The following is a 20,826-nucleotide window of genomic DNA, read 5'->3' as shown; positions in this document are numbered from 1 at the left end:
CACACGATGGTGAGACATTGAACATAACACTAATGAGTTATAGAGATTTATCCATGAAGAATCTAGAAGAAGATAATTTTACTGCATTCCTACATCCTAATACTACTAAAATAGCTTTTGTTTATAATAACAAGCCTATTATTACATACAATCTTGATGACATAGATACGAGAAATAAGTAACCAGCCCCCTACATTCTTGAGAAAAAGGGCAAGCCCCTATCCCTATAAAAAGGAGATTAAGGCTATTATTTTAATCTGTTAGTCTACCAGGATATATGTAAGCGTCAACTAAAGGGCTTTATATTTACCGCTTACATAAAAAAGGCCCTTTCTTGCGAAAGGGCTCTTTTTTAATATTCACCGTTTTTGTATTTTGTGATGAGTTTTTCAATACGTCCGTATGGATTAAGAAGCTCTGAAATTGAGCAATCATGATTAAGTGTATCGATGATGTATGCGATGTATTTTGACATATCACACTTGATGAAGTATGGCTTGTTGAGCACTTCGTCTGTGAGGTATGTAAGGTTTGTTGTAACAACCTTGTAGATGATACCTTCTTCAACGGCTTTGTCGAATTTCTCCATACCGTTTGTGAAAAGACCGAATGTAGCAACTACAAAGATACGTCTAGCGTTGCGCTTCTTAAGCTCTGTAGCAACATCGATCATAGACTCACCAGAAGAAATCATATCATCAACGATGATAACGTCCTTGCCATCTACGTCGTTACCAAGGAATTCATGAGCAACGATAGGGTTACGTCCGTCAACGATGCGGCTGTAGTCGCGACGCTTGTAGAACATACCAACGTTGACACCAAGTACTGATGCCATGTAAACGGCACGCTTTGTACCACCTTCATCTGGAGAGATGATCATGAGGTGATCATTGTCAAGCTGAAGGTCCTTAACGTTCTTAAGGATAGCCTTAAGGAACTGATAAGTAGGTGAAACAGTCTCGAAACTGTTAAGTGGAATCGCGTTCTGAACACGAGGGTCGTGAGCATCAAATGTGATGATGTTGTCAACGCCCATGTTAACAAGTTCCTGAAGAGCCATAGCGCAATCAAGTGACTCGCGGGCACTTCTGCGGTGCTGACGTCCTTCATAAAGGAAAGGAATGATAACAGTGATGCGCTTTGCCTTGCCCATTGCAGCAGCAATGATACGCTTTAAGTCACAGAAAATATCGTCTGGGCTCATGTGGTTTTCATGACCGCAAACACTGTAAGTAAGGCTGTAGTTGGTTACATCTACAAGGATGTAAAGGTCAAGTCCACGAACAGACTGTCTAATGATACCTTTACCTTCACCGGAACCAAAACGAGGGCACTCAGCATCCACGATGTAAGAATCACTACGGTAACCTGCAAGAGTAATAATAGATTGATCGCTCTTGCGCTCCTGTCTCCATTTAAGAAGATAGTCGTTGACTTTGTCAGCGATAGCTGTGCAGCTCTTATGAGGGATAAGACCTAACTCAGCCATAGGGGGTGTGTTTTCCAACACGATTTCATTGTTTGGCATTGTTTGCTCCTTGAATGATACTTATTTATTTATTCATCATTACTTTCTTAATACGAATATCATCCCCGATAAGCCTAATAGCATCGTAATATGAAAATACTCGCGAAGTAATTCTTTCGCTATAAGTGTCTCTCATTTCTTCGAGAGAAAGATTTGTGGAAATTACGGTTGATTTATTTCTAAGTAACCTTTCGTTTAAACACTGGAATAGTTTGGTAATTTTGAAATTGTTAGGAAATTCAGTGCCTAAATCATCGATGATTAATAAGTCACAGTCAAAAATCTGGTCTGGAAGATCGTCAAGATGGTCCTTCTTTTTGAAGGTTTGATCCTCAAAGACCTTAAATAAGTTAGATGCTGTAAAGTATATAACAGATATGCCTTCATCTAATAAGGCTTTTGCGATGCAATTGGATAGGAAGGTTTTACCACAACCTGTCTGTCCAAGCAACAATAAATTACCACCTTTTTCCTTAAAATGCTGCACAAAGTTTTGAGCTCTTTCTAGGGCTATTTGTGCAGTGGCACGAGGACTTGAGGTGGAATGATCATCATCATACACACTTAGGTCAAAGTAGTTGAAATTCTCCTTTGCAAGGATGTTACTCAGGTTGGATTGTCTGTAGACAATATTAATAGCTGCCTGTTTGAAACAATGGCAGCGTTTTCCGTCTATATAACCTGTGTCCTTGCAATCCGGACAATCGTATGGTGGCTCAAGGTAATCCGCAGGAAAGCCAGCTGATTCCATAAGCTTGATACGACGGTTTTTGATTTCTTTGAGTTTGCGGCGAGAGGCGGCTGAGGCAGCATCAATGCTTTCACCGTTGAAAATAGCGTTGATAGACGATACTGAAACTCTTGAAACCTCTGCGTCTAATTCTGATAGTTTGGGGATGGCAGAGTACACCTCGTCAGTGCGGTAGGCAACGATCTGGTTGTTGCGAGCCTGTTTGTGGTTGTACTGACGCATAAGTGCATCGTATTGTTCATTTGAGAGTGCCATTTTTATTCCCCCTTAGTTTCCAAGAATTTTCTTTTCCAATTCTTCGAAGTTGTAATCGCGCTGCGAGAAGTTATGGAACTTATTGCTCTTAGCCTTTGTAGCTGATGTAACCTGTGATGATTTCTGGCGTGTTGCTGAAGAAATCTTTGCTACAGAAGCTGCAGTGAAGTCTGCATCAAGCTTTGCGATGTCATCAAGTGTTTTAACACCGGCCTTCTGCCAGCTGGTAATGATTTTATCTGCATATGGAAATGATGGCTTGTTAGTCTGGATGATAGTGCGCTTGCAAGCCTCGCAGATAATAGCTAAATCCATGCTGAAGGTGGTGGTCCATTTGTCTATGTAGTTAAGCTCTGTCTCCACAAGTGCACGACCTGTGATGCCAAGAGCCTTCATGATTGAGTAAACAGTGTTGTTTCTGGCGCTTGAAGCTTTGATTGCGTCATCTACAGTGCTGATGCCGTCCTCTGCCCAGTTTCTTGCAACTGTGTCCATGTAGTGGAAGCTTGAGTGTCCGCCGCCAATGCATGTTTCAACAAGGTACTGGATAAGGTCTACTGACATGTGAAGGCTGTCGTACCAGAACAGAAGAGTAGTTGTTTCTGGAACGGAAAGTGGCTTGCCAAGGTATGTCTGTGTAGCGAAAATCAAATCGCTTACGTCGGTATCCTCACTGAATGCCTTTAATTCGTCAGGGCTGTAGCTTGGTTTTTCAACAGCCTGGAGGTTTGAAACTGCAGGAGCTCCGGCTGTAGCTGCTACATTTGACACGCCATTGAAACGTGCTGATGTAGTCATGGATGTGATGTTGGAAATGACAGGGCCGCAAGCCTTGTCAGTTCCGTTCACATCGGCTAAGCAGATTCCAGAAAGCTCATTTTCCGGTGAATACTCCAGGTGAAGCAAACCAACTTTCTCCCAATAAGTTAAAGCTCGCATTACGTCTTTTTCTGTGTGGTCTAAACAGTCCGCCAACTGCGAGATTGAAAAGTCGAACCCATCTCGATTAAGACAACGCAACAGATAAAGGTAAACCTTAACGTATTCTCCATTTGCCTCTTTCATGAAATCGTCGATAAAAGTATTTGAAACACAAGTGATGCCTGTGTTATTGCTGGTGTGTAACATGATGTCTGCCATAAATATATATACATCTCCCTCTTAAGCTGAGGCAAATTATAGCAAAGTAATTCTGAAAAGAAAAGGGCAGGAAAGTCCACAAAGCCTGTAAATAAAGGGGTTGTGACATATGTGGATAATGTGGATAACTATGCGAATAACTGAGAATTTCGCATAAAAAAAATCCACACCCTGTGGTGGAAAGTTTCCCACCAAAAAATGTGGATAATGTGGATAACTATTGGATAACTATTTGTTAAGTAGGTTTTCGCCCACCAGATTAACATCTCCGGCGCCCATAGTTATCAACAGATCGTTGTGTAAAAGATTTTTTTTCAAAAATTTTTCACATTCTTCAAAAGTGCCTAAATAGTGGGCTTCCACGCCCATTTTTTCAAGTCTGTCGGTGATATCTTTTGAGCTTACTCCGTAAATGTCTGGCTCTCTTGCAGGATAAATATCCGGCATGATGACAATGTCTGCAGCGCTGAGTGCTGTGGCAAAATCATCTAAAAAGCTAAGTGTTCTGGTATATGTGTGTGATTGGAAGCACACAATCAGGCGATTATGTGGATAATTTTTAGCAGCTGCAAGGCTGGCTCTGATTTCTGTAGGATGATGAGCATAGTCATCGATTATAGTGGCACCGTTGTAAGTGCCTTTGAACTCGAAACGTCTGTGGGCGCCGCCGAATTTGGCAAGGCCAGCTAAAATGTGGTCGTAGCTTACTCCCATTTCTATAGTAAGAGCGATAGCTGCAAGGGAGTTGCTGATGTTGTGGTCGCCAGGTACGTTAAGCTGCACCCTGTCAAGAGATTTTCCATTGTAAACAGGTACGTAGCTTGCGCATCCTTTTTCATTATATGTAATTTCTGATGGAACAATATCAGCATCACCATGGAGTGCATAAGTGATGACCTTGCATTTTAATCCTTCGGTAAAGAACTTAACATCATCTATTTCGTTATTGATGATAAGAATTCCATCATCTGAAGTATTTCCGGCAAATTTCTTAAATGAAGCGCGGACATTTTCAAGATTTTTGAAGAAATCCAAATGATCTGCTTCTACATTTAAGATGACATTGTATTTGGGGAAAAATGAATGGTAGCTGTTGGTGTATTCACAGGCTTCTGTGATAAATACATCGCTGTGGCCAACATGAACGTTGCTGTGGATGGCATCTAAAATACCTCCTACAGATATAGTAGGTTCATCTGCAGTCTCTAAAAGAATCTGGCTAATCATGGAAGTAGTGGTAGTCTTGCCGTGGGTTCCTGCAACGGTGATGGAACGGGCGTAGTTTTCCATTATCTCACCAAGAAGTTCAGCTCGGGTAAGCATTGGCTTGCCGCTTTCCTTGGCAGCGATGAATTCTGGATTGTCCTCGCGGATAGCAGCGGTGTAGACGATAAGATCTATATCATCTGTGATGTTTGATGCTGCCTGTGGATAATGAATGGTAGCGCCAAGAGCCTCAAGGTGATTTGTCAATTCAGAGGCACTTCTGTCAGAGCCTGAGATGGTAAAGCCGGCACCAAGCAATATTTCGGCAAGGCCGCTCATGCTGATGCCGCCGATACCTATAAAATGAACATGTATCTGTTCGTTGAAATTAAGTTTATACATTGATTTTCGTTTTCCTTCTTAATTATTTATTATTGTTGCTACAATTTTTTAACGCTAAACCTAAAGATAAACCCTATTGAAGTGACTTTCAAGGGTCAACTTGTGAAATAATAGCCATAATTTTGTGTAATCTTACCATTTATTGTCAAAAAATTAACATTGAATGAGTAAAAATAAGAATAATATTGCGTGAAAATAGGCACTTTGTTATACTAAATGCATAAGAGTGCGTTTTTTGGATAAAAAGACACACTTAGGGGAGTGCTATGGGCAAAACTAGGCACATCCTTGACTGACACCACGAGAAAGGCAGATGATAGGGATGATTAGAAAAGAAATGATCGCAATGCTTCTGGCTGGTGGGCAAGGAAGCAGATTAGGCGTACTGACGTCTGATGTTGCAAAGCCAGCCGTCTCTTTCGGAGGAAAGTATCGAATTATCGACTTCCCTCTATCAAATTGTATCAATTCGGGGATTGATACCGTTGGCGTACTTACTCAGTACCAGCCACTTGTTTTAAATTCACACATTGGAATTGGTATTCCATGGGATTTGGACAGAAATAATGGTGGCGTAACCGTTCTTCCTCCATACGAGAAGAGCGATACATCTGAGTGGTATTCTGGTACCGCTAACGCAATTTTCCAAAACCTTAAGTACATGGAGAACTATAATCCTGAGTATGTGCTTATCCTTTCAGGAGACCACATTTACAAGATGGATTACGAGGCCATGTTAGATTTTCATAAGGCAAAGGGTGCTGATGTTACAATCGCTGTAATACCAGTTCCAATTGAAGAGGCATCGCGATTCGGTGTTGTTATTGCTGATGAAGAAAAGCGCATCAGCGAGTTTGAAGAGAAGCCACCAAAACCACGTAGTAACCTGGCTTCAATGGGTATTTATATTTTTAGCTGGAAGGCATTAAAGGAATCACTTTTAGCACTTAGAGATCAGAGCAATTGCGATTTTGGTAAGCATGTATTGCCATACCTTCACGAGAAGGGTTCTCCAATGTATGCGTATGAGTTTAACAGCTATTGGAAGGACGTTGGAACACTTGGTTCATATTGGGAAGCCAATATGGAGCTTATAGATTTAATTCCAGAGTTCAATTTATATGAGGAGTTCTGGAAGATCTACACTAATCAGAACATCATTGAGCCTCAGTTTGTAGCAAACACAGCAGTTGTTGAAAAGGCGATTGTAGGTGCGGGTGCTCAGATTTATGGCGAGATTTACAACTCAGTTTTAGGCGCTGGTGTAGTAGTTGAAGAAGGCGCAGTTATCCGCGATTCTATTATTATGGAAGGCGTTACAATCGGAAAAGATTGTGTTATTGATAAATCGATTATCGCTGAGAATACAGTCGTTGGCGCAGGAGCCAAGATTGGACAGGGCGAGGAGGCAGAAAGCAAGCTGAATGCCAGCATCTATTCATATGGATTGGCAGTTATTGGCGAGAATTCTATAATCCCACCAAATGTTACAATAGGAAAGAATACAGCTATCAAGGGCGAGACTAGCGAGGCAGATTATCCTGACGGACAGTTAGCTAGTGGCGGCTATATTATCAAGGCAGGTGATCGAGTATGAAAGCATTAGGAATTATACTAGCAGGCGGAAACAGCAGCAGAATGCAGCAACTCACAGACAAGAGAGCAATCGCTGCTATGCCAATAGGAGGAAGCTACAGATGTATTGATTTTGTCCTTTCAAACATGACAAACTCGCACATCCAGACAGTAGCAGTACTTTCACAGTACAACGCACGCTCATTAAATGAGCATCTTAATTCATCAAAATGGTGGAATTTCGGTAGAAAGCAGGGAGGACTTTTCCTCTTCACACCTACCGTAACCACAAATAATAGCTGGTGGTACCGCGGTACTGCCGATGCCATTTGGCAGAACATTGACTTCCTTAAGAAGAGACACGAGCCATATGTTATCATTGCCAGCGGTGATGGAGTTTACAAGCTTGACTTTAACAAGGTTCTCGATTACCATATCGCAAAGCAGGCAGATATCACAGTTGTTTGTGCAAAGCTTCCTGAGGGTGATGACATCAACAGATACGGTGTCGTTTCAATGGACAGAGATGGCAGAATTACTGAATTTGAAGAAAAGCCTATGGTGGCTACATCAGATTTAGTTTCTGCTGGTGTTTACATCATCAGAAGAAGAGCCCTTATCGATTTATTGGAGGAGTGCAATCGTGAGGGACGTTACAACTTCGTTACCGACATTCTTATTAGATACAAGAGCATGAAGAAGATCTACGGCTACAAGATGGAAGGCTACTGGTCAAACATCGCAGACGTAGACAGCTACTTCAAGGCTAACATGGATTTCTTAAGAAAGGATGTTAGAGATAATTTCTTCCACACTGAGCCAGGAGTCTTCTCTAAGACTCACGACCTTCCACCTGCAAAATACAATTCAGGTTCGAAGGTGTCAAACTCACTCATCGCAGGAGGATGTATCATCAATAGTACGGTAGAAAATTCAGTATTATTTAAAAAGGCATTTGTTGGCAACAATTCAGTTGTTAAGAATTGCGTCATTTTAAATGGAGCATACATAGGGGACAACGTGCACGTTGAGAATTGCATTGTTGAAAGCCATGAGACATTGCTCAGCGGATCTACATATATTGGGGAAAATGGAGTCCGCATTGTTACCGGTAACAAGAACAGATACGATATGCCAGTTGGGGAGGTATAACACAATGCAAATTACAGACATCAGAATACGTAAGATCGAAAAAGAAGGCAAAATGAAAGCAGTTGTTTCAGTTACTATTGATGAGGAGTTTGTAATTCACGACATTAAGATTATTGAAGGAGATAAGGGACTCTTTATCGCTATGCCTAGTAGACGTGGTTCTGAGGGCGGATACAAGGATATTGCTCATCCTATCCGTTCAACTACAAGAGAGCAGATGCAAACAATGATTCTCAACAAATTTAAGGAAGAGTTCCCAGAGTAAGATATGTATTTAATTGTTGGTCTAGGTAATCCTGAGAAGAAGTATGATGGAACCAGACATAATGTAGGTTTTGAGGCAATAGATGTCCTTTCCAAGCATTATGGGATTGAGGTTAACCACAAAGAACATAAAGGTCTAGTGGGAAAGGGTATGATAAATGGACACAAGGTAATTCTTGTTAAGCCAATGACTTACATGAACCTTAGTGGAGAATGCGTTTTCCCAATGACTGAGTACTACGAGGTGGATCCTGAGACGGAGCTTGTGATTATATCTGATGATGTATCACTTTCCACAGGAAATATCAGGGTGCGAAAGAAGGGCAGTGCAGGTGGTCACAACGGGTTGAAAAGTATAATCAACCTGCTTGGAACCAATGAATTCCCTCGAATCAGAGTTGGAGTTGGCGAGTGCCAAAACGGAGATATGGTAGCACATGTTTTGGGACACTACGACAAGGAAGACAGAGAAAAGGTGGATGCCTCCATGGAGAAGGTTATAGGTGCTGTTGAATTATTCTTAGAAAACGACCTTGACACAGCCATGAATAAATACAATATCAAAGAGAAATAGAGTAGAACAAAAGGGTACACTTTCTAGTGTGCCCTTTTTTATAACAATGTTATTTACAATAACGTTTAAGAAAACTATACTAGGGTTGTAACTAGAAAGAACTCGTAAATAGAAAAGGGCAGTATAATGGTAAATGAAAACATTGTAATAAAAGCAAGAATGTTAGGAAATGTGGAGATTTCTTATCAAGGAAAACCCTTCACAATAGAGCGCAACAACACCACTAAGGTAAATCAGCTTTTTCAGATGCTTCTATATTATCCTAATGGATTGGCTAGAGAGCAGGTTATGTATAATCTCTTCCACAACGAAGATATAGCTGATGAATCAAACAGTTTAAGAGCTTTGGTTTTTAGACTTAGAAAAGCGCTTCCAAGTGTGGGACTTCCGGATGAAGATTATGTTCATGTTAAGCGCGGAACCTATCGCATCAGCCCAAATGTAGCTGTGGATTGCGATGCTATTGAGTTTGAAGAAACAGCTAAAAAGGCATTGGGATCTGAAGATACAAATGAGCAGCAAAAGCTTTTAGAGGAAGCCTGTGAAATCTATGGAGGTGATTTCCTCCCAGGATTAAGCGGAGTTGAATGGGTTGTTACAGTTCAGGTAAGACTGAAGAAACTCTACGACCGTTGTGTAAAACAGCTTCTTGAAACATATGCCCTTCAGGAAAAATATGACAAGCTCTACCAGGTGAGCCACAAGGCGGACCAGCTTTATCCATACGATAATTGGCAGACCTACGAGATGCAGGCGCTTATTGAGCTGGGCAAATCAAGGGAAGCTTTAAAGCTTTATGAGGACACAGAAGCTCTTATGTTTGAAGAGCTTGGTGTTTCCGTATCAGCTGATATGACAAAGCAGCTGGATAAGCTTGGAGAGCAGATTAAAAATAATACTGATGTTATCAGCGAGGTTAAGAAAAACCTGGATACATCAAAGGAAGATATCGAAGGTGCTTTCTACTGCACATACCCTATTTTTGTGGAAAGCTACAGATATATCAAGCGTGTTATTCGCCGTTCCGGCCAGTCAGCATGGCTCATGCTTTGCACCATCACAGATGGCAAGGGCTTTGCTCTTAACGATTCAGATAGACTCAACACTTTGTCTGATGAACTTTCAGAGGCCATCAGAACATCAGCCCGTGGCGGTGACATGTATGCCAGATATAGCAACAACCAGTTTGTAGTTCTTCTTTTGGATATTACTCAGGAAGACTGCGTGCTTGTAGAAGCTCGTATCAATGAGAACCTCAGCAAGGAGTCAAGAAAGCGTTATATCAAGTATCATCTTGCGCCAGTTAACCTTGCAAGTGCAGGCACAGACAACGATACAGATGAGCTTAAGGATATCGTAAGGGGTGATGAGTAATGCCAGTTTCAGGAAGAATGAAAAGAACCCCAAATTGCGTAGGGGTGATTATCGACGAGTCAAAGAAGGGCTTCAAGGGTAGAGTTTACAACTGCTTTGATAAAAATCCACAGCATTTTAACGATATCAACGAGCTATTCTATATAGTTGAAAGCGTTATGGATGCCCTTAATTTTCCAGCATTAAAAACCAAGAGCAGGCAGTTTAAAAGGACTGAAAGCTATTTTGTTCCTAAGAAAATTGATGTGGAAAAACAGCTTGTTGATGCAGAAGGGCTTTTGCCAGATATGGAAAAAGAGGGCTATGTAATCATGGTTACAGGCCGCGACAATGCTACCTGGCAGGGCTTTGTCTATAACAAAAAGGCGGACGAGGAATATAGCTTTAACAGTGAGGTAGAGTTAATTAAATATCTAAAATAAAATTTAATATTTTGTGGACAGGGCAAACTAGTGAAAACTGTCCACAGGTTAAAACATTCGAGGCTAAACAATTATTTTGGGAGAATAATGGAACAAGGATGGAGGAAGCAAGTGAGAAGATGTAAATATTTGCTTTCACTGATTGTTCTGAGTATTAGCCTGGTTGCTTGTGGAACCTTAGAGGGACCATCACCAAACATCACACAGAACGCGGATAAACCAGCTGGTGGCGCAACTAAAGCCAAGGAATCCAACGGAAACAGGGACAATTCCATTACAGTTTTGGAGCCTGTGGCAAGTGGAGTTACGGTTTATTCAAATAAAGATGCGACAATAGATGCCAGCAATGCGACAGATGGATATGTGATGGTCAAATACACAGGTTCTGCAGCAAAGGTGAGAATGCTAATAGAGACACCTGCAAAGAATACCTACAATTATCTGATGGATTTGGATGGGCAATACGATGTCTATCCGCTGTCTGAAGGTAGTGGTACTTATAAAATTGGTGTCTACGAGAACCTACATGACGACCAATATGCAGCAGCATTTACTCAGTCAGTGAGCGTTAATCTGAAAGATGAATACAGTATGTTTTTGTATCCTAATGCCTACGTGGATTTCAATGCGAATTCCGCGGCGGTAAAGAAAGGACAAGAGCTGGCAAGTGGTGCAACGACCGACCTTGAGGTGGTGGAAAATGTATATCATTACATCATCGAAAATGTAACCTATGACTACAACAAGGCGGAAACGGTGCAATCCGGGTACATCCCAAAGGTGGATGACACCCTTGCTACATGCACGGGTATCTGCTTTGACTATGCATCCCTCATGGGAGCGATGCTTAGGTCGCAAGGTATACCAACGAGACTGGAGATTGGTTACGCAGGTACACAGTATCACGCCTGGATTTCAGTATATACGGCTGAACAGGGCTGGATTGACAGTGTTATACAGTTCGATGGTACTCAGTGGACACTTATGGATCCAACACTTGGTTCCTATGCCAATACCAGCACGGTTAAGAAATTTAGAGAAGACGACAGTTACTATCAATTAAAGTATAAATACTAAAGGGTGGGACTATGAGCAATAAATCTAGAAAAATCTTAACGTCAGAAGAACTCTATGCATTCTCCGATGAAATGGGAATGATGATATCAAGTGGTGTATCGGCCATTCAGGGCCTCACCATGATGATTGATGAATCTGAGGGAGGCGAGGAAAAAGAGCTTCTCACAGAAATGGAACAGGTAGTAGGTGAAACAGGCTCTCTTTCAAAGGCTATTGAAAAGGCCGAGGTTTTCCCTGACTATTTTGTTGAAATGGCTAAAATGGGTGAGCAGACCGGTAAAATGGACTCTGTTCTCACTAATCTTGCGGCTCATTATTCGCGAGAAATGGCAATCAGCAACGCCATCAGAAGTGCGGTTACATATCCGCTGATGATGGTTGCGATGATGCTTGTCATCATAATCGTATTAGTTACAGAAATTATGCCTGTCTTTGACAGGGTCTTTAGGCAGCTGGGAGGCACCATGGATGGACTTTCAGCGGGCTTTCTTTCATTGGGCAAATTCATGAAGGCACACGGGGTAGTTTTGCTACTCATTCTAATTGCTGTCGTAGTATATCTCATAATTTTAAATAAAAGTACATGGGGAAAGAATCACAGAAACGCTATTCTTTACAAGAGCAGAAGGTTTAAATCCATTCATTCAAAGATTGCAACAAGCCGCTTTGCATCGGCAATGGCTATGACTTTATCAAGTGGTATGGATGTAATGCAATCTTTAGATGTGAGCGGAAGGATAGTTGAAGCTCCTGAGTTTGAGAATAAAGTGGAAAAATGCAAGGATTCCTTTGCAGAGACCATGGATATAGGAAAAGCATTTTCCGTGTCAGGAATATTTGGCGGATTGTACGGACGTATGGCAATCCTGGGCGCAAAAACAGGTAATATGGAAAATGTTTTAGAGAAGGTGGCTACAACATATCAGGAAGAGGCAGACGAGGAAATTAACGACTTTATCGCTGTTGTAGAGCCTACTTTAGTTATCATTTTGTCTGTAATAGTAGGAATTATTCTGTTTTCAGTAATGTTACCGCTGTTAAACATTATGTCAGGGATGATTTAATATGGCAAAAACAAGGTTCGGAAATTTAGATGGAATTCATCAGATAAAAAAGAAGAACGTCCTAAGCACAACACTGATATCGGCAGGTATGTTTTTGGTTGTATTTGTAGTGTTTTTATATGCTGTTTCAAAGGCATCAGAAGGAAGTGTTCAGGAGCAGCAGAAAAACCTGTCAGATGCCGTAGACAGGGCTATTATCCAGTGTTATGTGACAGAGGGCAGATATCCGGAGAGCTTTGAATATCTAAAGGATAACTATGGAATTATCTACGATGACGAGCTTTTCAGGGTGGATTATGTGATTTACGGCTCAAATATGAAGCCGGATGTAACGATAATCAAGCTACAGTAGTGTAAAGAGGCTCAAATATGGCAATGGAAAATAAGGTAAAAAAACATAGCATGGACATCATCTTTTTGATGGTTTTGTTCCTGATTTTCACGTTTTCGGCCGTGAGTGTGCTTTTGATGGCTGTAAATTCCTATCGCTCTGTAGTGTATGCCAACGAGGAGAATGCAAATACAAGAACTGCTGTGGCATACGTGAGAGAGCAGGTAAGAGCCAATGACAACGCAGGTGCCATTGAAATAGGAAATTTTGATGGTACAAAGGCAATCAAAATCAAAAAGGATGACGGAATTATCCTGTATATATACAGCTACGATGGTTATTTGATGGAAATGGAGACAAAAGAGGGAGCAGATGTTACTCCTGATTTTGGCAATAAAATCATCGAAGTAAAGGATATAGACTTTAATTGGATTAATAATCAGCTGTTGGAAGTGGATGTAGTTGATGCATCAGATAATAAAGAAATTGTAAAAATTGGAATTAAATCAAATATTAATTAGATAAAATCTTTGTGTAATATTTTGGTATGTGATGTAGGAAGGGGATGGCAGAAAAATGAAGAACAGAAACAATGGCTCCAGAATTTTTTTGACTGAGCTAATGTTTTCCATAATGTTTTTTATAATTGTTGCTGCAATATGCGTGCAGTGCTTTGCATTGTCAGTCTCCCAGAGCAGAGATGCAAAGGAGTTGACGAAGGCTATAAATGTGGCCACAAACGCTGCCGAGGAATATCTGGCATCTAAGGGAGACTCAGGGTTCACAGAATATTATGATGGCAAGTGGAATCAAGTGTCTGAAACTACATCTGATGATGGGTACAAGGCCACGGGAATCATCACTGCGGCTGACGGAAATAAGAAATGTGAATCAATGCATATTGTCATATCAAATATGAATGATGAAGAGATTTATTCACTGGTGGTAGAAAAGGCTAAACGCTAGGGGTTGAAGGTTTATGGAACGAAAGAAACGTGAAAACCGGACAATAATAAATATTGGAACGGCTCTTATGGTGGTTATCCTGATAGGAATGGCTTTTGCTGTAATTGCTGCATTGTCCATATCTTCCAGTCATCACGATTATGAACTGACAAAAAAGATGGCAGAGCGCACGCAGGACTACTACGCAGCCAGCAATCAGGCCTATGAAAAGATAGCTGAGAGCAACTGGAAAAATCAGGAATTCACTGTAGATATTAATGAAAATCAGGTGCTGAGCGTAAAGGTTTCAGATGGGGAGATTGAAACCTGGCAGGTGGAAAATACTGGCGATTGGGATGCGCAGAGCTCACAACCTGTATTGATACTTGAAGAATAAGGGGCAAGGAGGGGACTATGGCTATTGATATCGTAACCTATTTGACTGATGCAGTTAAGAAATACAGGGCTTCAGATGTGTTTATCATCACAGGTCGTGAAGTGTCCTTTAGAGTCAATGATTTGGTAATGACCAGATCTGAGCTGGAGGAGAGTTGTATCATAAAATCGGAGCCTGATGATGGACCTGTTATGCCTGCAAAGGCAAATGAGCTGGTGGAGCAGATATACGAGCTGGCAAAGCGCGATCCTACTCATTATAGAGAAACTGGTGATGATGATTTTTCTTTTGCTATCAAAAATGTATCCAGATTTCGTGTTAATGCCTTTAAACAAAGAGGTACATATGCAGCAGTAGTTCGTGTAATCACATTCTCACTGCCTGACTATCAGCAGCTTAAAATCCCGGAGGCAGTAATCAATCTTGCCAATGAATCCAAGGGACTTGTGCTTGTGACAGGCCCTGCCGGAAGCGGTAAGTCTACAACTTTGTCCTGCATAGTAGATAAGATTAATAAAAATTATAATAAGCATATTATCACTCTAGAGGACCCTGTGGAATACCTGCACAAGCATAATAAATCTATCGTTTCACAGCGAGAGATTCATCTGGATACGGAAAATTATGTAACAGCCCTCAGGGCTTCGCTGCGCCAAAGTCCTGATGTAATTTTGCTAGGTGAAATGCGAGATGCAGAGACCATTTCTGTTGCAATGACGGCGGCAGAAACAGGTCATTTGATTTTATCCACACTTCATACTATTGGTGCTGCCAACACAATCGACCGTATTATTGATGTATTTCCATCTGAGCAGCAACACCAGATTGCACTGCAGCTTTCCATGGTAATAAAGGCTGTTGTATCACAGCAGTTAGTGCCGTCATTTGATGGAAGGCTTGTGCCTGCATTTGAGGTTATGACCGTGACTCCTGCCATTAGAAATATGATTCGAGAGAATAAAGTTCCACAAATTGAGGGCGTAATCTATTCTTCTGACACAAATGAGATGATTTCTATGGATTCTAGTCTTTACAAGTTGGTAAAGGATGGTACAATCGATAGGGACGTTGCAATGGAATTTGCAGTGAATCCAGAAATGTTAGGAAGAAGATTAGGAGTTTAGTGTATGGAATTTTTTAATCCAATGCTGTTCACCTGTATGAAAAAGTACAGTAAGGAGCAGTTTGTCAAAGATGTTATTTCAGGTATCATTGTGGCAATCATAGCATTGCCACTTTCTATTGCCCTGGCATTGGCATCAGGTGTCGGTCCTGAGCCTGGCCTTTACACCGCAATAGTGGCTGGTTTTTTGATTTCGTTTTTCGGTGGTAGCACGGTTCAGATAGCTGGTCCGACCGCTGCTTTTGCCACAATCGTAGCAGGTATCATTGCTACAGATGGTATGGATGGCCTTATCATCGCCACAATCATGGCTGGTATCATCCTCATTATCCTCGGTCTTGTAAAGGCAGGAGCTCTTATCAAGTTTATCCCTTATACCATCACCACAGGTTTTACCGCAGGTATCGCCGTTACTATTTTGATTGGTCAGTTCAAGGATTTCTTTGGAATGGATTTCCACGGTGAAAAGCCAATCGAAACTATGGATAAGCTTAGACTTTTCTTTGCAAACCTAGATACAATCAACTGGCAGGCAGTGCTTGTAGGTGTTGTTTGTCTGGCTATCCTTATTATATGGCCTAAATTTTTCAGCAAGGTTCCAGCATCTATCATCGCTGTATTTGTAGCCATCGCTATGGTGCAGGGGCTTAAGCTTAACGTTAATACAATCGGTGTACTTTATCCTGATTTAAAGGCTGGTTTGCCAAGCATTTCAGTACCACATTTCAGCCTTAAGGTTATCAGAAATGAGATGCCAAATGCATTTACAATCGCAATTCTCGCAGCTATCGAGTCACTTCTTTCAGCTGTCGTTGCCGATGGAATGGTAAACAGCAAGCACAGAAGTAATCAGGAGCTTATCGGACAGGGTATCGGAAATATAGGTTCAGTACTCTTTGGCGGTATCCCAGCTACTGGCGCCATCGCAAGAACAGCTGCCAATATCAAAAACGGTGGTCGTACACCAGTCGCAGGTATGGTTCACTCAGTGACACTTCTTATTATTCTTGTAGTGCTTATGCCATACGCAAAATTCATTCCAATGCCATGTATCGCAGCAATCCTTTTCCAGGTAGCTTACAACATGTGTCAGTGGAGACCATTTGTCCGTCTTGTAAAATATGCTCCAAAGTCAGATATTATCGTACTTGTGCTTACATTCATCCTTACAGTAGTATTTGATTTGGTTGTTGCTATCGAGTGGGGTATGATTGTTGCCTGCATCCTCTTCATCAAGAGAATGAGCGAGGAGACACAGGTAAGCGGTTGGACTTATGCTAGCGATGATGAGGAATTTGTTGATGACCTTCGCCCAGTTGCCAAGGAAATCCGTGTTTACGAAATCACAGGTCCTCTTTTCTTTGGAGTTTCAGATCTTCTTGCAGAAAGCATCAATGTAAAGGATTTCACAAAAGTCCTTATCATCAGAATGCGTTCTGTGCCAGCTATTGATGTTACTGCACTTAGAGCCCTCAGAGACCTGGTAGATAAGGCAGAAAAGAAGGGTGTTACAGTAGTATTCTCACACGTTAATGAACAGCCTAGACACATGATGGAAAAGGCAGATTTTATCAAACGAGTTGGTGAGGACAACTTTAGGCCAAATATCGATGCGGCAATTGCAAGAGCAGAGGAATTGCTTTGGCTTAAGTAGATAAGTAGAAAGATGGGTCGTTTAAATGAAAGCATTTTTAGAACCTTTTGAATCACTTACAGCTGTGGAGTCTCTTAGAGAGGCTCTACAGAAGCATGGAAAGATATATGATATTACTGGGTGCGCTGATAAGGCGCACCTTATTTTTGGTATAGGCCACGATGTAAAATACAAGCTTATCATCTCAAGTGACGAGTTGAAGGCCAGAGAGCTGTACGAGGAGTACAGATTCTTTGACAATGATGTAGTGTATTTTCCAGCCAAGGATTTTCTGTTTTATCAGTCGGATATCCGAGGAAATGCCCTTACAAGAGAGCGAATGAAGGCTATAGAGGCCGTTATAAGCAACAATAGTTGTACAGTCATTACCACTATCGACGCGCTTATGAACAAGCTGCCAGCCATGTCTTATTTCGAGGAAGGTGTGGTAGCCATTTCTGATACTGATAGTGTGGAACTGGAGGCCCTGAGGAAAAAACTTGTTGCCATGGGCTATGAACACGTGGGTACCTGCGAGCACCCTGGAGAATTTGCCGTCCGAGGCGGCATCATAGATGTGTACCCACTTACTTCAGATTTTCCTGTTAGAGTCGAACTATGGGGTGATGAGGTAGACAGCATTCGTTCCTATGACCCATCCAATCAGAAGTCTATAGAAAATATCAATTCTGTCCTGATTTTCCCTGCAGTAGAGCTTATATTAACAGCGGAGCAGGTGGAAGCCGGTCTGGCCCGAATTGAAAAAGAGCGTGATGAGAGATATGAAGCCTATCGTAAGGAAATGAAAACAGAGGAGGCTTATCATCTTAAAACTTACGCTGACAGAGTGGTTGAGGAGACCAGAGAATGGGGCTTAAGCCAGGAGCTTGAGACTAATCTGACATATTTTTGTGATAATTTGGGCTCATTTATAGATTTCATGCCAAAGGGCACCTATGTGTTTGTAGATGAGGTTCAGAAGGTCATTAACAAAGCAGAGGTGACCTTTAGCGAGTTTTCCGATGCCATGACCAGGCGCGTAGAGCAGGGATATATGCTAAAGGGTCAGATGGAAATGCTTTATGACATATCAGAAATCTTTGGCAAAATCGAAAGATTCCCTACTACACTTATGTCTGTTTTAGATGCCAAAAATAAGCTGTTAAAGTCTGAGGAGCACTACAGCATTGTAGTAAAGGGCGTAAATGCCTACAATGGCAGCTTTGAGCTTTTAACAAAGGAATTGCTGCAGTATAAAAAGCACAAATACAAGGTGCTGTTGGTGACTAGCTCCACCACAAAGGGACAGCGTCTGGCAGAAGATTTGCTGGATGAAGGCTTGAATTCATATTTTACCACCGATTTAGACCATAGGATTAATCCTGGGGAGACAATGATTTGCACAGGAAATATCAAGCGAGGCTTTGATTATCCTGATTCTGCCTTTGTAATGCTGTCAGATGGCGATATTTTCGGCCATGTGCGAAAGAAAAAGCATCGTGTAAAGAAGTACGAGGGTGAAAGCATTTCATCATTCTCTGACTTGCATGTAGGGGATTATGTAGTTCACGAAAACTACGGCCTTGGCGTGTACAAGGGTACAGAGCAGATGGAGCTTGACAAGGTGATTCGTGATTACATCAAGATAGAATATGCCAAAGGTAGCAATCTGTATGTGCTGACATCCCAGCTTGATATGATTCAGAAATATTCTGGACCTGATGGCAAGAAGCCAAAACTTAACTCACTTGGTGCAGGCACACAGGAATGGACCAGAACAAAACAGAAAGTTCAATCTGCTGTTGGTGTGGTGGCAAAAGAGTTAGTTGACTTGTACGCCCTCCGACAAAACACCGATGGATTTGTGTATGGGCCTGATACCGTATGGCAGCGAGAATTCGAAGAAAGTTTCCCTTATGAGGAAACAGAGGGGCAAATTTCTGCAATTGATGCGGTGAAAGCTGACATGGAATCCACCAAGATTATGGACAGATTGATTTGTGGAGATGTAGGATTTGGAAAGACTGAGGTGGCAATGCGAGCTGCCTTCAAGGCTGTTCAGGAAGGAAAGCAGGTGGCGTATCTTGTACCAACTACCATTCTTGCCCAGCAGCACTACAACAATTTCGTACAAAGAATGGGTGGCTATCCAGTCAACGTAGGCTTGCTATGTCGTTTTAGATCTGCAGCAGAGCAGAAAAAGACCATAGAAGGCCTGAAAAGCGGCATGGTGGACATAGTTATCGGTACCCACAGACTGATATCAAAGGACGTGGAATTCAAGGATTTAGGCCTGTTAATCATCGATGAAGAGCAGCGATTTGGTGTAAATCACAAAGAAAAAATTAAACAGATGAAGAAAACTGTGGATGTACTTTCACTTTCTGCCACACCAATTCCAAGAACACTTCACATGTCATTGGTTGGAATTCGTGACATGAGCGTCTTGGATGAGGCTCCAATGGAAAGAACACCTATCCAAACTTTTGTATTTGAATACAACGAGGAGATGGTTAGAGAGGCAATTGTGCGCGAAATGTCAAGAGACGGGCAGGTTTATTACGTGTTCAACAGGGTGCGTGGCATACAGGATGTAGCGGCTGAAATCGAGAGGTTGGTACCTGAATCAACGGTAGGATACATTCATGGGCAGATGACAGAGGCAAAAGTTGAGGATGTCATGATGCAATTTATCAACCATGAGATAGATGTTTTAGTTGCAACAACAATCATCGAAATCGGTCTTGATATTTCAAATGTCAACACAATCATCATCCATGATGCTGACAACATGGGTCTGTCACAGTTGTATCAATTGAGAGGACGTGTTGGCAGAAGCAACAGAACAGCCTATGCATTTTTAATGTACAAACGTGACAAGCTTCTTAAAGAAGTGGCAGAAAAGAGACTGGCAGCAATTAAGGAGTTCACAGATTTAGGTTCGGGCTTTAAAATTGCCATGCGAGACCTGGAAATCCGCGGTGCTGGCAACTTACTTGGCGTGGAACAGCACGGAAACATGACTGCGGTAGGTTACGACCTGTACTGCAAGATGCTTAACGAGGCTGTCAAAATAGAAAAGGGCGAGGTAAAAGAGGATATCTTCAATACATCTGTGGACGTAAATATAGAAGCATACCTGCCAGATACTTATGTATCTAATGAAGAGCAGCGTATTGATATTTACAAACGTATCGCAGCCATCGATTCCGAAGAATCAAGGGATGAGATGCTAGATGAGCTTGTGGACAGATTTGGCGAGCCAAAACGCTGTGTGCAGAATCTGCTTTGGGTGGCAATGCTCAGGGTAAAGGCTCACGATGCCTACGTTTCAGCCATTGAGCAAAAGGGAGATATAATCAGAATCGTGATGTATGAGAAGGCAAAAATAGATGTGGCACAGATTCCATCACTTCTTGAGCGTAACAATCCGCACATCACCTTTGCCGCAGATTCTAAAAATCCGGCATTTATCTTTAATACAAAGGCCAACACCAGAATAAAGCCTAACGAGGTCTATGATTATTTACAGGATTTCCTGCTTGACCTAAAGAGTTTGAAAGTTGAATAAACCTTCAAGTTTAACTATAATTAAGAAGTTGAACAAAAA

At 41.6% G+C, this 20,826-nt stretch carries 20 protein-coding genes; 16 read left to right on the top strand and 4 right to left on the bottom strand.

The window, feature by feature from the left end; genetic code table 11:
- On the top strand, nucleotides 1–182 hold a 182-nt coding region (locus BLV53_RS17210; protein ID WP_207646217.1), incomplete at its 5' end, for a hypothetical protein.
- Nucleotides 183–352: 170 nt separating this feature from the next.
- Here the strand turns inward: BLV53_RS17210 and BLV53_RS04605 are convergent.
- From BLV53_RS04605 to murC, 4 genes are all read right to left on the bottom strand, one after another.
- Nucleotides 353–1,531 (bottom strand): ribose-phosphate pyrophosphokinase, encoded by a 1,179-nt coding sequence (locus tag BLV53_RS04605; protein ID WP_090297712.1) that lies wholly within the window; start codon nucleotides 1,529–1,531, stop codon nucleotides 353–355.
- Between the two features lie 25 nt (nucleotides 1,532–1,556).
- Nucleotides 1,557–2,537: an ATP-binding protein gene (locus tag BLV53_RS04600; RefSeq protein ID WP_090297709.1), complete on the bottom strand. Its 981-nt coding sequence runs from the start codon at nucleotides 2,535–2,537 to the stop codon at nucleotides 1,557–1,559.
- A gap of 12 nt (nucleotides 2,538–2,549) precedes the next feature.
- The gene (locus BLV53_RS04595) at nucleotides 2,550–3,677 is read right to left on the bottom strand and encodes a DnaD domain protein (RefSeq protein ID WP_090297705.1); all 1,128 of its coding nucleotides are present in this window, start codon (nucleotides 3,675–3,677) and stop codon (nucleotides 2,550–2,552) included.
- Nucleotides 3,678–3,905: 228 nt separating this feature from the next.
- On the bottom strand, nucleotides 3,906–5,285 hold the full coding sequence (gene murC / locus BLV53_RS04590) for a UDP-N-acetylmuramate--L-alanine ligase (RefSeq protein WP_090297704.1): 1,380 nt from the start codon (nucleotides 5,283–5,285) through the stop codon (nucleotides 3,906–3,908).
- 322 nt (nucleotides 5,286–5,607) lie between these two features.
- Here murC and BLV53_RS04585 point away from each other — a divergent pair, with 322 nt between their 5' ends.
- From BLV53_RS04585 to mfd, 15 genes are all read left to right on the top strand, one after another.
- Nucleotides 5,608–6,882: a glucose-1-phosphate adenylyltransferase gene (locus tag BLV53_RS04585; RefSeq protein ID WP_170830755.1), complete on the top strand. Its 1,275-nt coding sequence runs from the start codon at nucleotides 5,608–5,610 to the stop codon at nucleotides 6,880–6,882.
- On the top strand, nucleotides 6,879–8,012 hold the full coding sequence (gene glgD, locus BLV53_RS04580; RefSeq protein ID WP_090297699.1) for a glucose-1-phosphate adenylyltransferase subunit GlgD: 1,134 nt from the start codon (nucleotides 6,879–6,881) through the stop codon (nucleotides 8,010–8,012). Before BLV53_RS04585 ends, glgD begins: the two co-directional genes overlap by 4 nt.
- A 4-nt stretch (nucleotides 8,013–8,016) precedes the next feature.
- The gene (gene spoVG / locus BLV53_RS04575) at nucleotides 8,017–8,277 is read left to right on the top strand and encodes a septation regulator SpoVG (RefSeq protein WP_090297697.1); all 261 of its coding nucleotides are present in this window, start codon (nucleotides 8,017–8,019) and stop codon (nucleotides 8,275–8,277) included.
- Nucleotides 8,278–8,280: 3 nt separating this feature from the next.
- On the top strand, nucleotides 8,281–8,850 hold the full coding sequence (pth, locus tag BLV53_RS04570) for an aminoacyl-tRNA hydrolase (RefSeq protein WP_090297695.1): 570 nt from the start codon (nucleotides 8,281–8,283) through the stop codon (nucleotides 8,848–8,850).
- A gap of 126 nt (nucleotides 8,851–8,976) precedes the next feature.
- Nucleotides 8,977–10,224: a BTAD domain-containing putative transcriptional regulator gene (locus BLV53_RS04565; RefSeq protein ID WP_090297692.1), complete on the top strand. Its 1,248-nt coding sequence runs from the start codon at nucleotides 8,977–8,979 to the stop codon at nucleotides 10,222–10,224.
- Nucleotides 10,224–10,646, top strand: a complete 423-nt coding sequence (locus BLV53_RS04560; protein WP_090297689.1) for a hypothetical protein — start codon at nucleotides 10,224–10,226, stop codon at nucleotides 10,644–10,646. The genes BLV53_RS04565 and BLV53_RS04560 overlap by 1 nt, the downstream gene beginning before the upstream one ends.
- 111 nt (nucleotides 10,647–10,757) lie before the next feature.
- Nucleotides 10,758–11,723 carry a transglutaminase-like domain-containing protein gene (locus BLV53_RS04555; protein WP_242879032.1) on the top strand — a complete coding sequence of 322 codons (966 nt, stop codon included), beginning with the start codon at nucleotides 10,758–10,760 and terminating at the stop codon, nucleotides 11,721–11,723.
- A gap of 11 nt (nucleotides 11,724–11,734) precedes the next feature.
- A complete protein-coding gene (locus BLV53_RS04550) occupies nucleotides 11,735–12,787 on the top strand; it encodes a type II secretion system F family protein (protein WP_090297682.1) in 1,053 nt (350 codons plus the stop codon).
- Nucleotide 12,788: 1 nt separating this feature from the next.
- Nucleotides 12,789–13,139 carry a hypothetical protein gene (locus tag BLV53_RS04545; RefSeq protein ID WP_090297679.1) on the top strand — a complete coding sequence of 117 codons (351 nt, stop codon included), beginning with the start codon at nucleotides 12,789–12,791 and terminating at the stop codon, nucleotides 13,137–13,139.
- A 17-nt stretch (nucleotides 13,140–13,156) separates the two neighbouring features.
- Nucleotides 13,157–13,639, top strand: a complete 483-nt coding sequence (locus tag BLV53_RS04540; protein WP_090297676.1) for a DUF4860 domain-containing protein — start codon at nucleotides 13,157–13,159, stop codon at nucleotides 13,637–13,639.
- A 55-nt stretch (nucleotides 13,640–13,694) separates the two neighbouring features.
- Nucleotides 13,695–14,084, top strand: coding sequence for a type II secretion system protein (locus tag BLV53_RS04535; protein ID WP_090297673.1), 390 nt, complete (start codon nucleotides 13,695–13,697; stop codon nucleotides 14,082–14,084).
- Nucleotides 14,085–14,097: 13 nt separating this feature from the next.
- On the top strand, nucleotides 14,098–14,460 hold the full coding sequence (locus tag BLV53_RS04530; RefSeq protein WP_090297670.1) for a hypothetical protein: 363 nt from the start codon (nucleotides 14,098–14,100) through the stop codon (nucleotides 14,458–14,460).
- 17 nt (nucleotides 14,461–14,477) lie between these two features.
- Entirely contained in the window at nucleotides 14,478–15,584 is a 1,107-nt protein-coding gene (locus BLV53_RS04525; RefSeq protein ID WP_090297667.1) for a type IV pilus twitching motility protein PilT, read from the top strand.
- Between the two features lie 3 nt (nucleotides 15,585–15,587).
- Complete coding sequence (locus BLV53_RS04520) at nucleotides 15,588–17,237, top strand: SulP family inorganic anion transporter (RefSeq protein WP_090297664.1); 1,650 nt, start codon at nucleotides 15,588–15,590, stop codon at nucleotides 17,235–17,237.
- A 25-nt stretch (nucleotides 17,238–17,262) separates the two neighbouring features.
- Nucleotides 17,263–20,787 carry a transcription-repair coupling factor gene (gene mfd / locus BLV53_RS04515; RefSeq protein WP_090297662.1) on the top strand — a complete coding sequence of 1,175 codons (3,525 nt, stop codon included), beginning with the start codon at nucleotides 17,263–17,265 and terminating at the stop codon, nucleotides 20,785–20,787.
- Nucleotides 20,788–20,826: the final 39 nt, after the last annotated feature.

The sequence above is a fragment of the Pseudobutyrivibrio sp. ACV-2 genome, assembly GCF_900107545.1.
Taxonomy (GTDB): Bacteria; Bacillota; Clostridia; order Lachnospirales; family Lachnospiraceae; genus Pseudobutyrivibrio.
The sequence above is the reverse complement of the archived record's forward strand: the minus strand, read 5'-3'. Positions and strand labels throughout refer to the sequence as shown.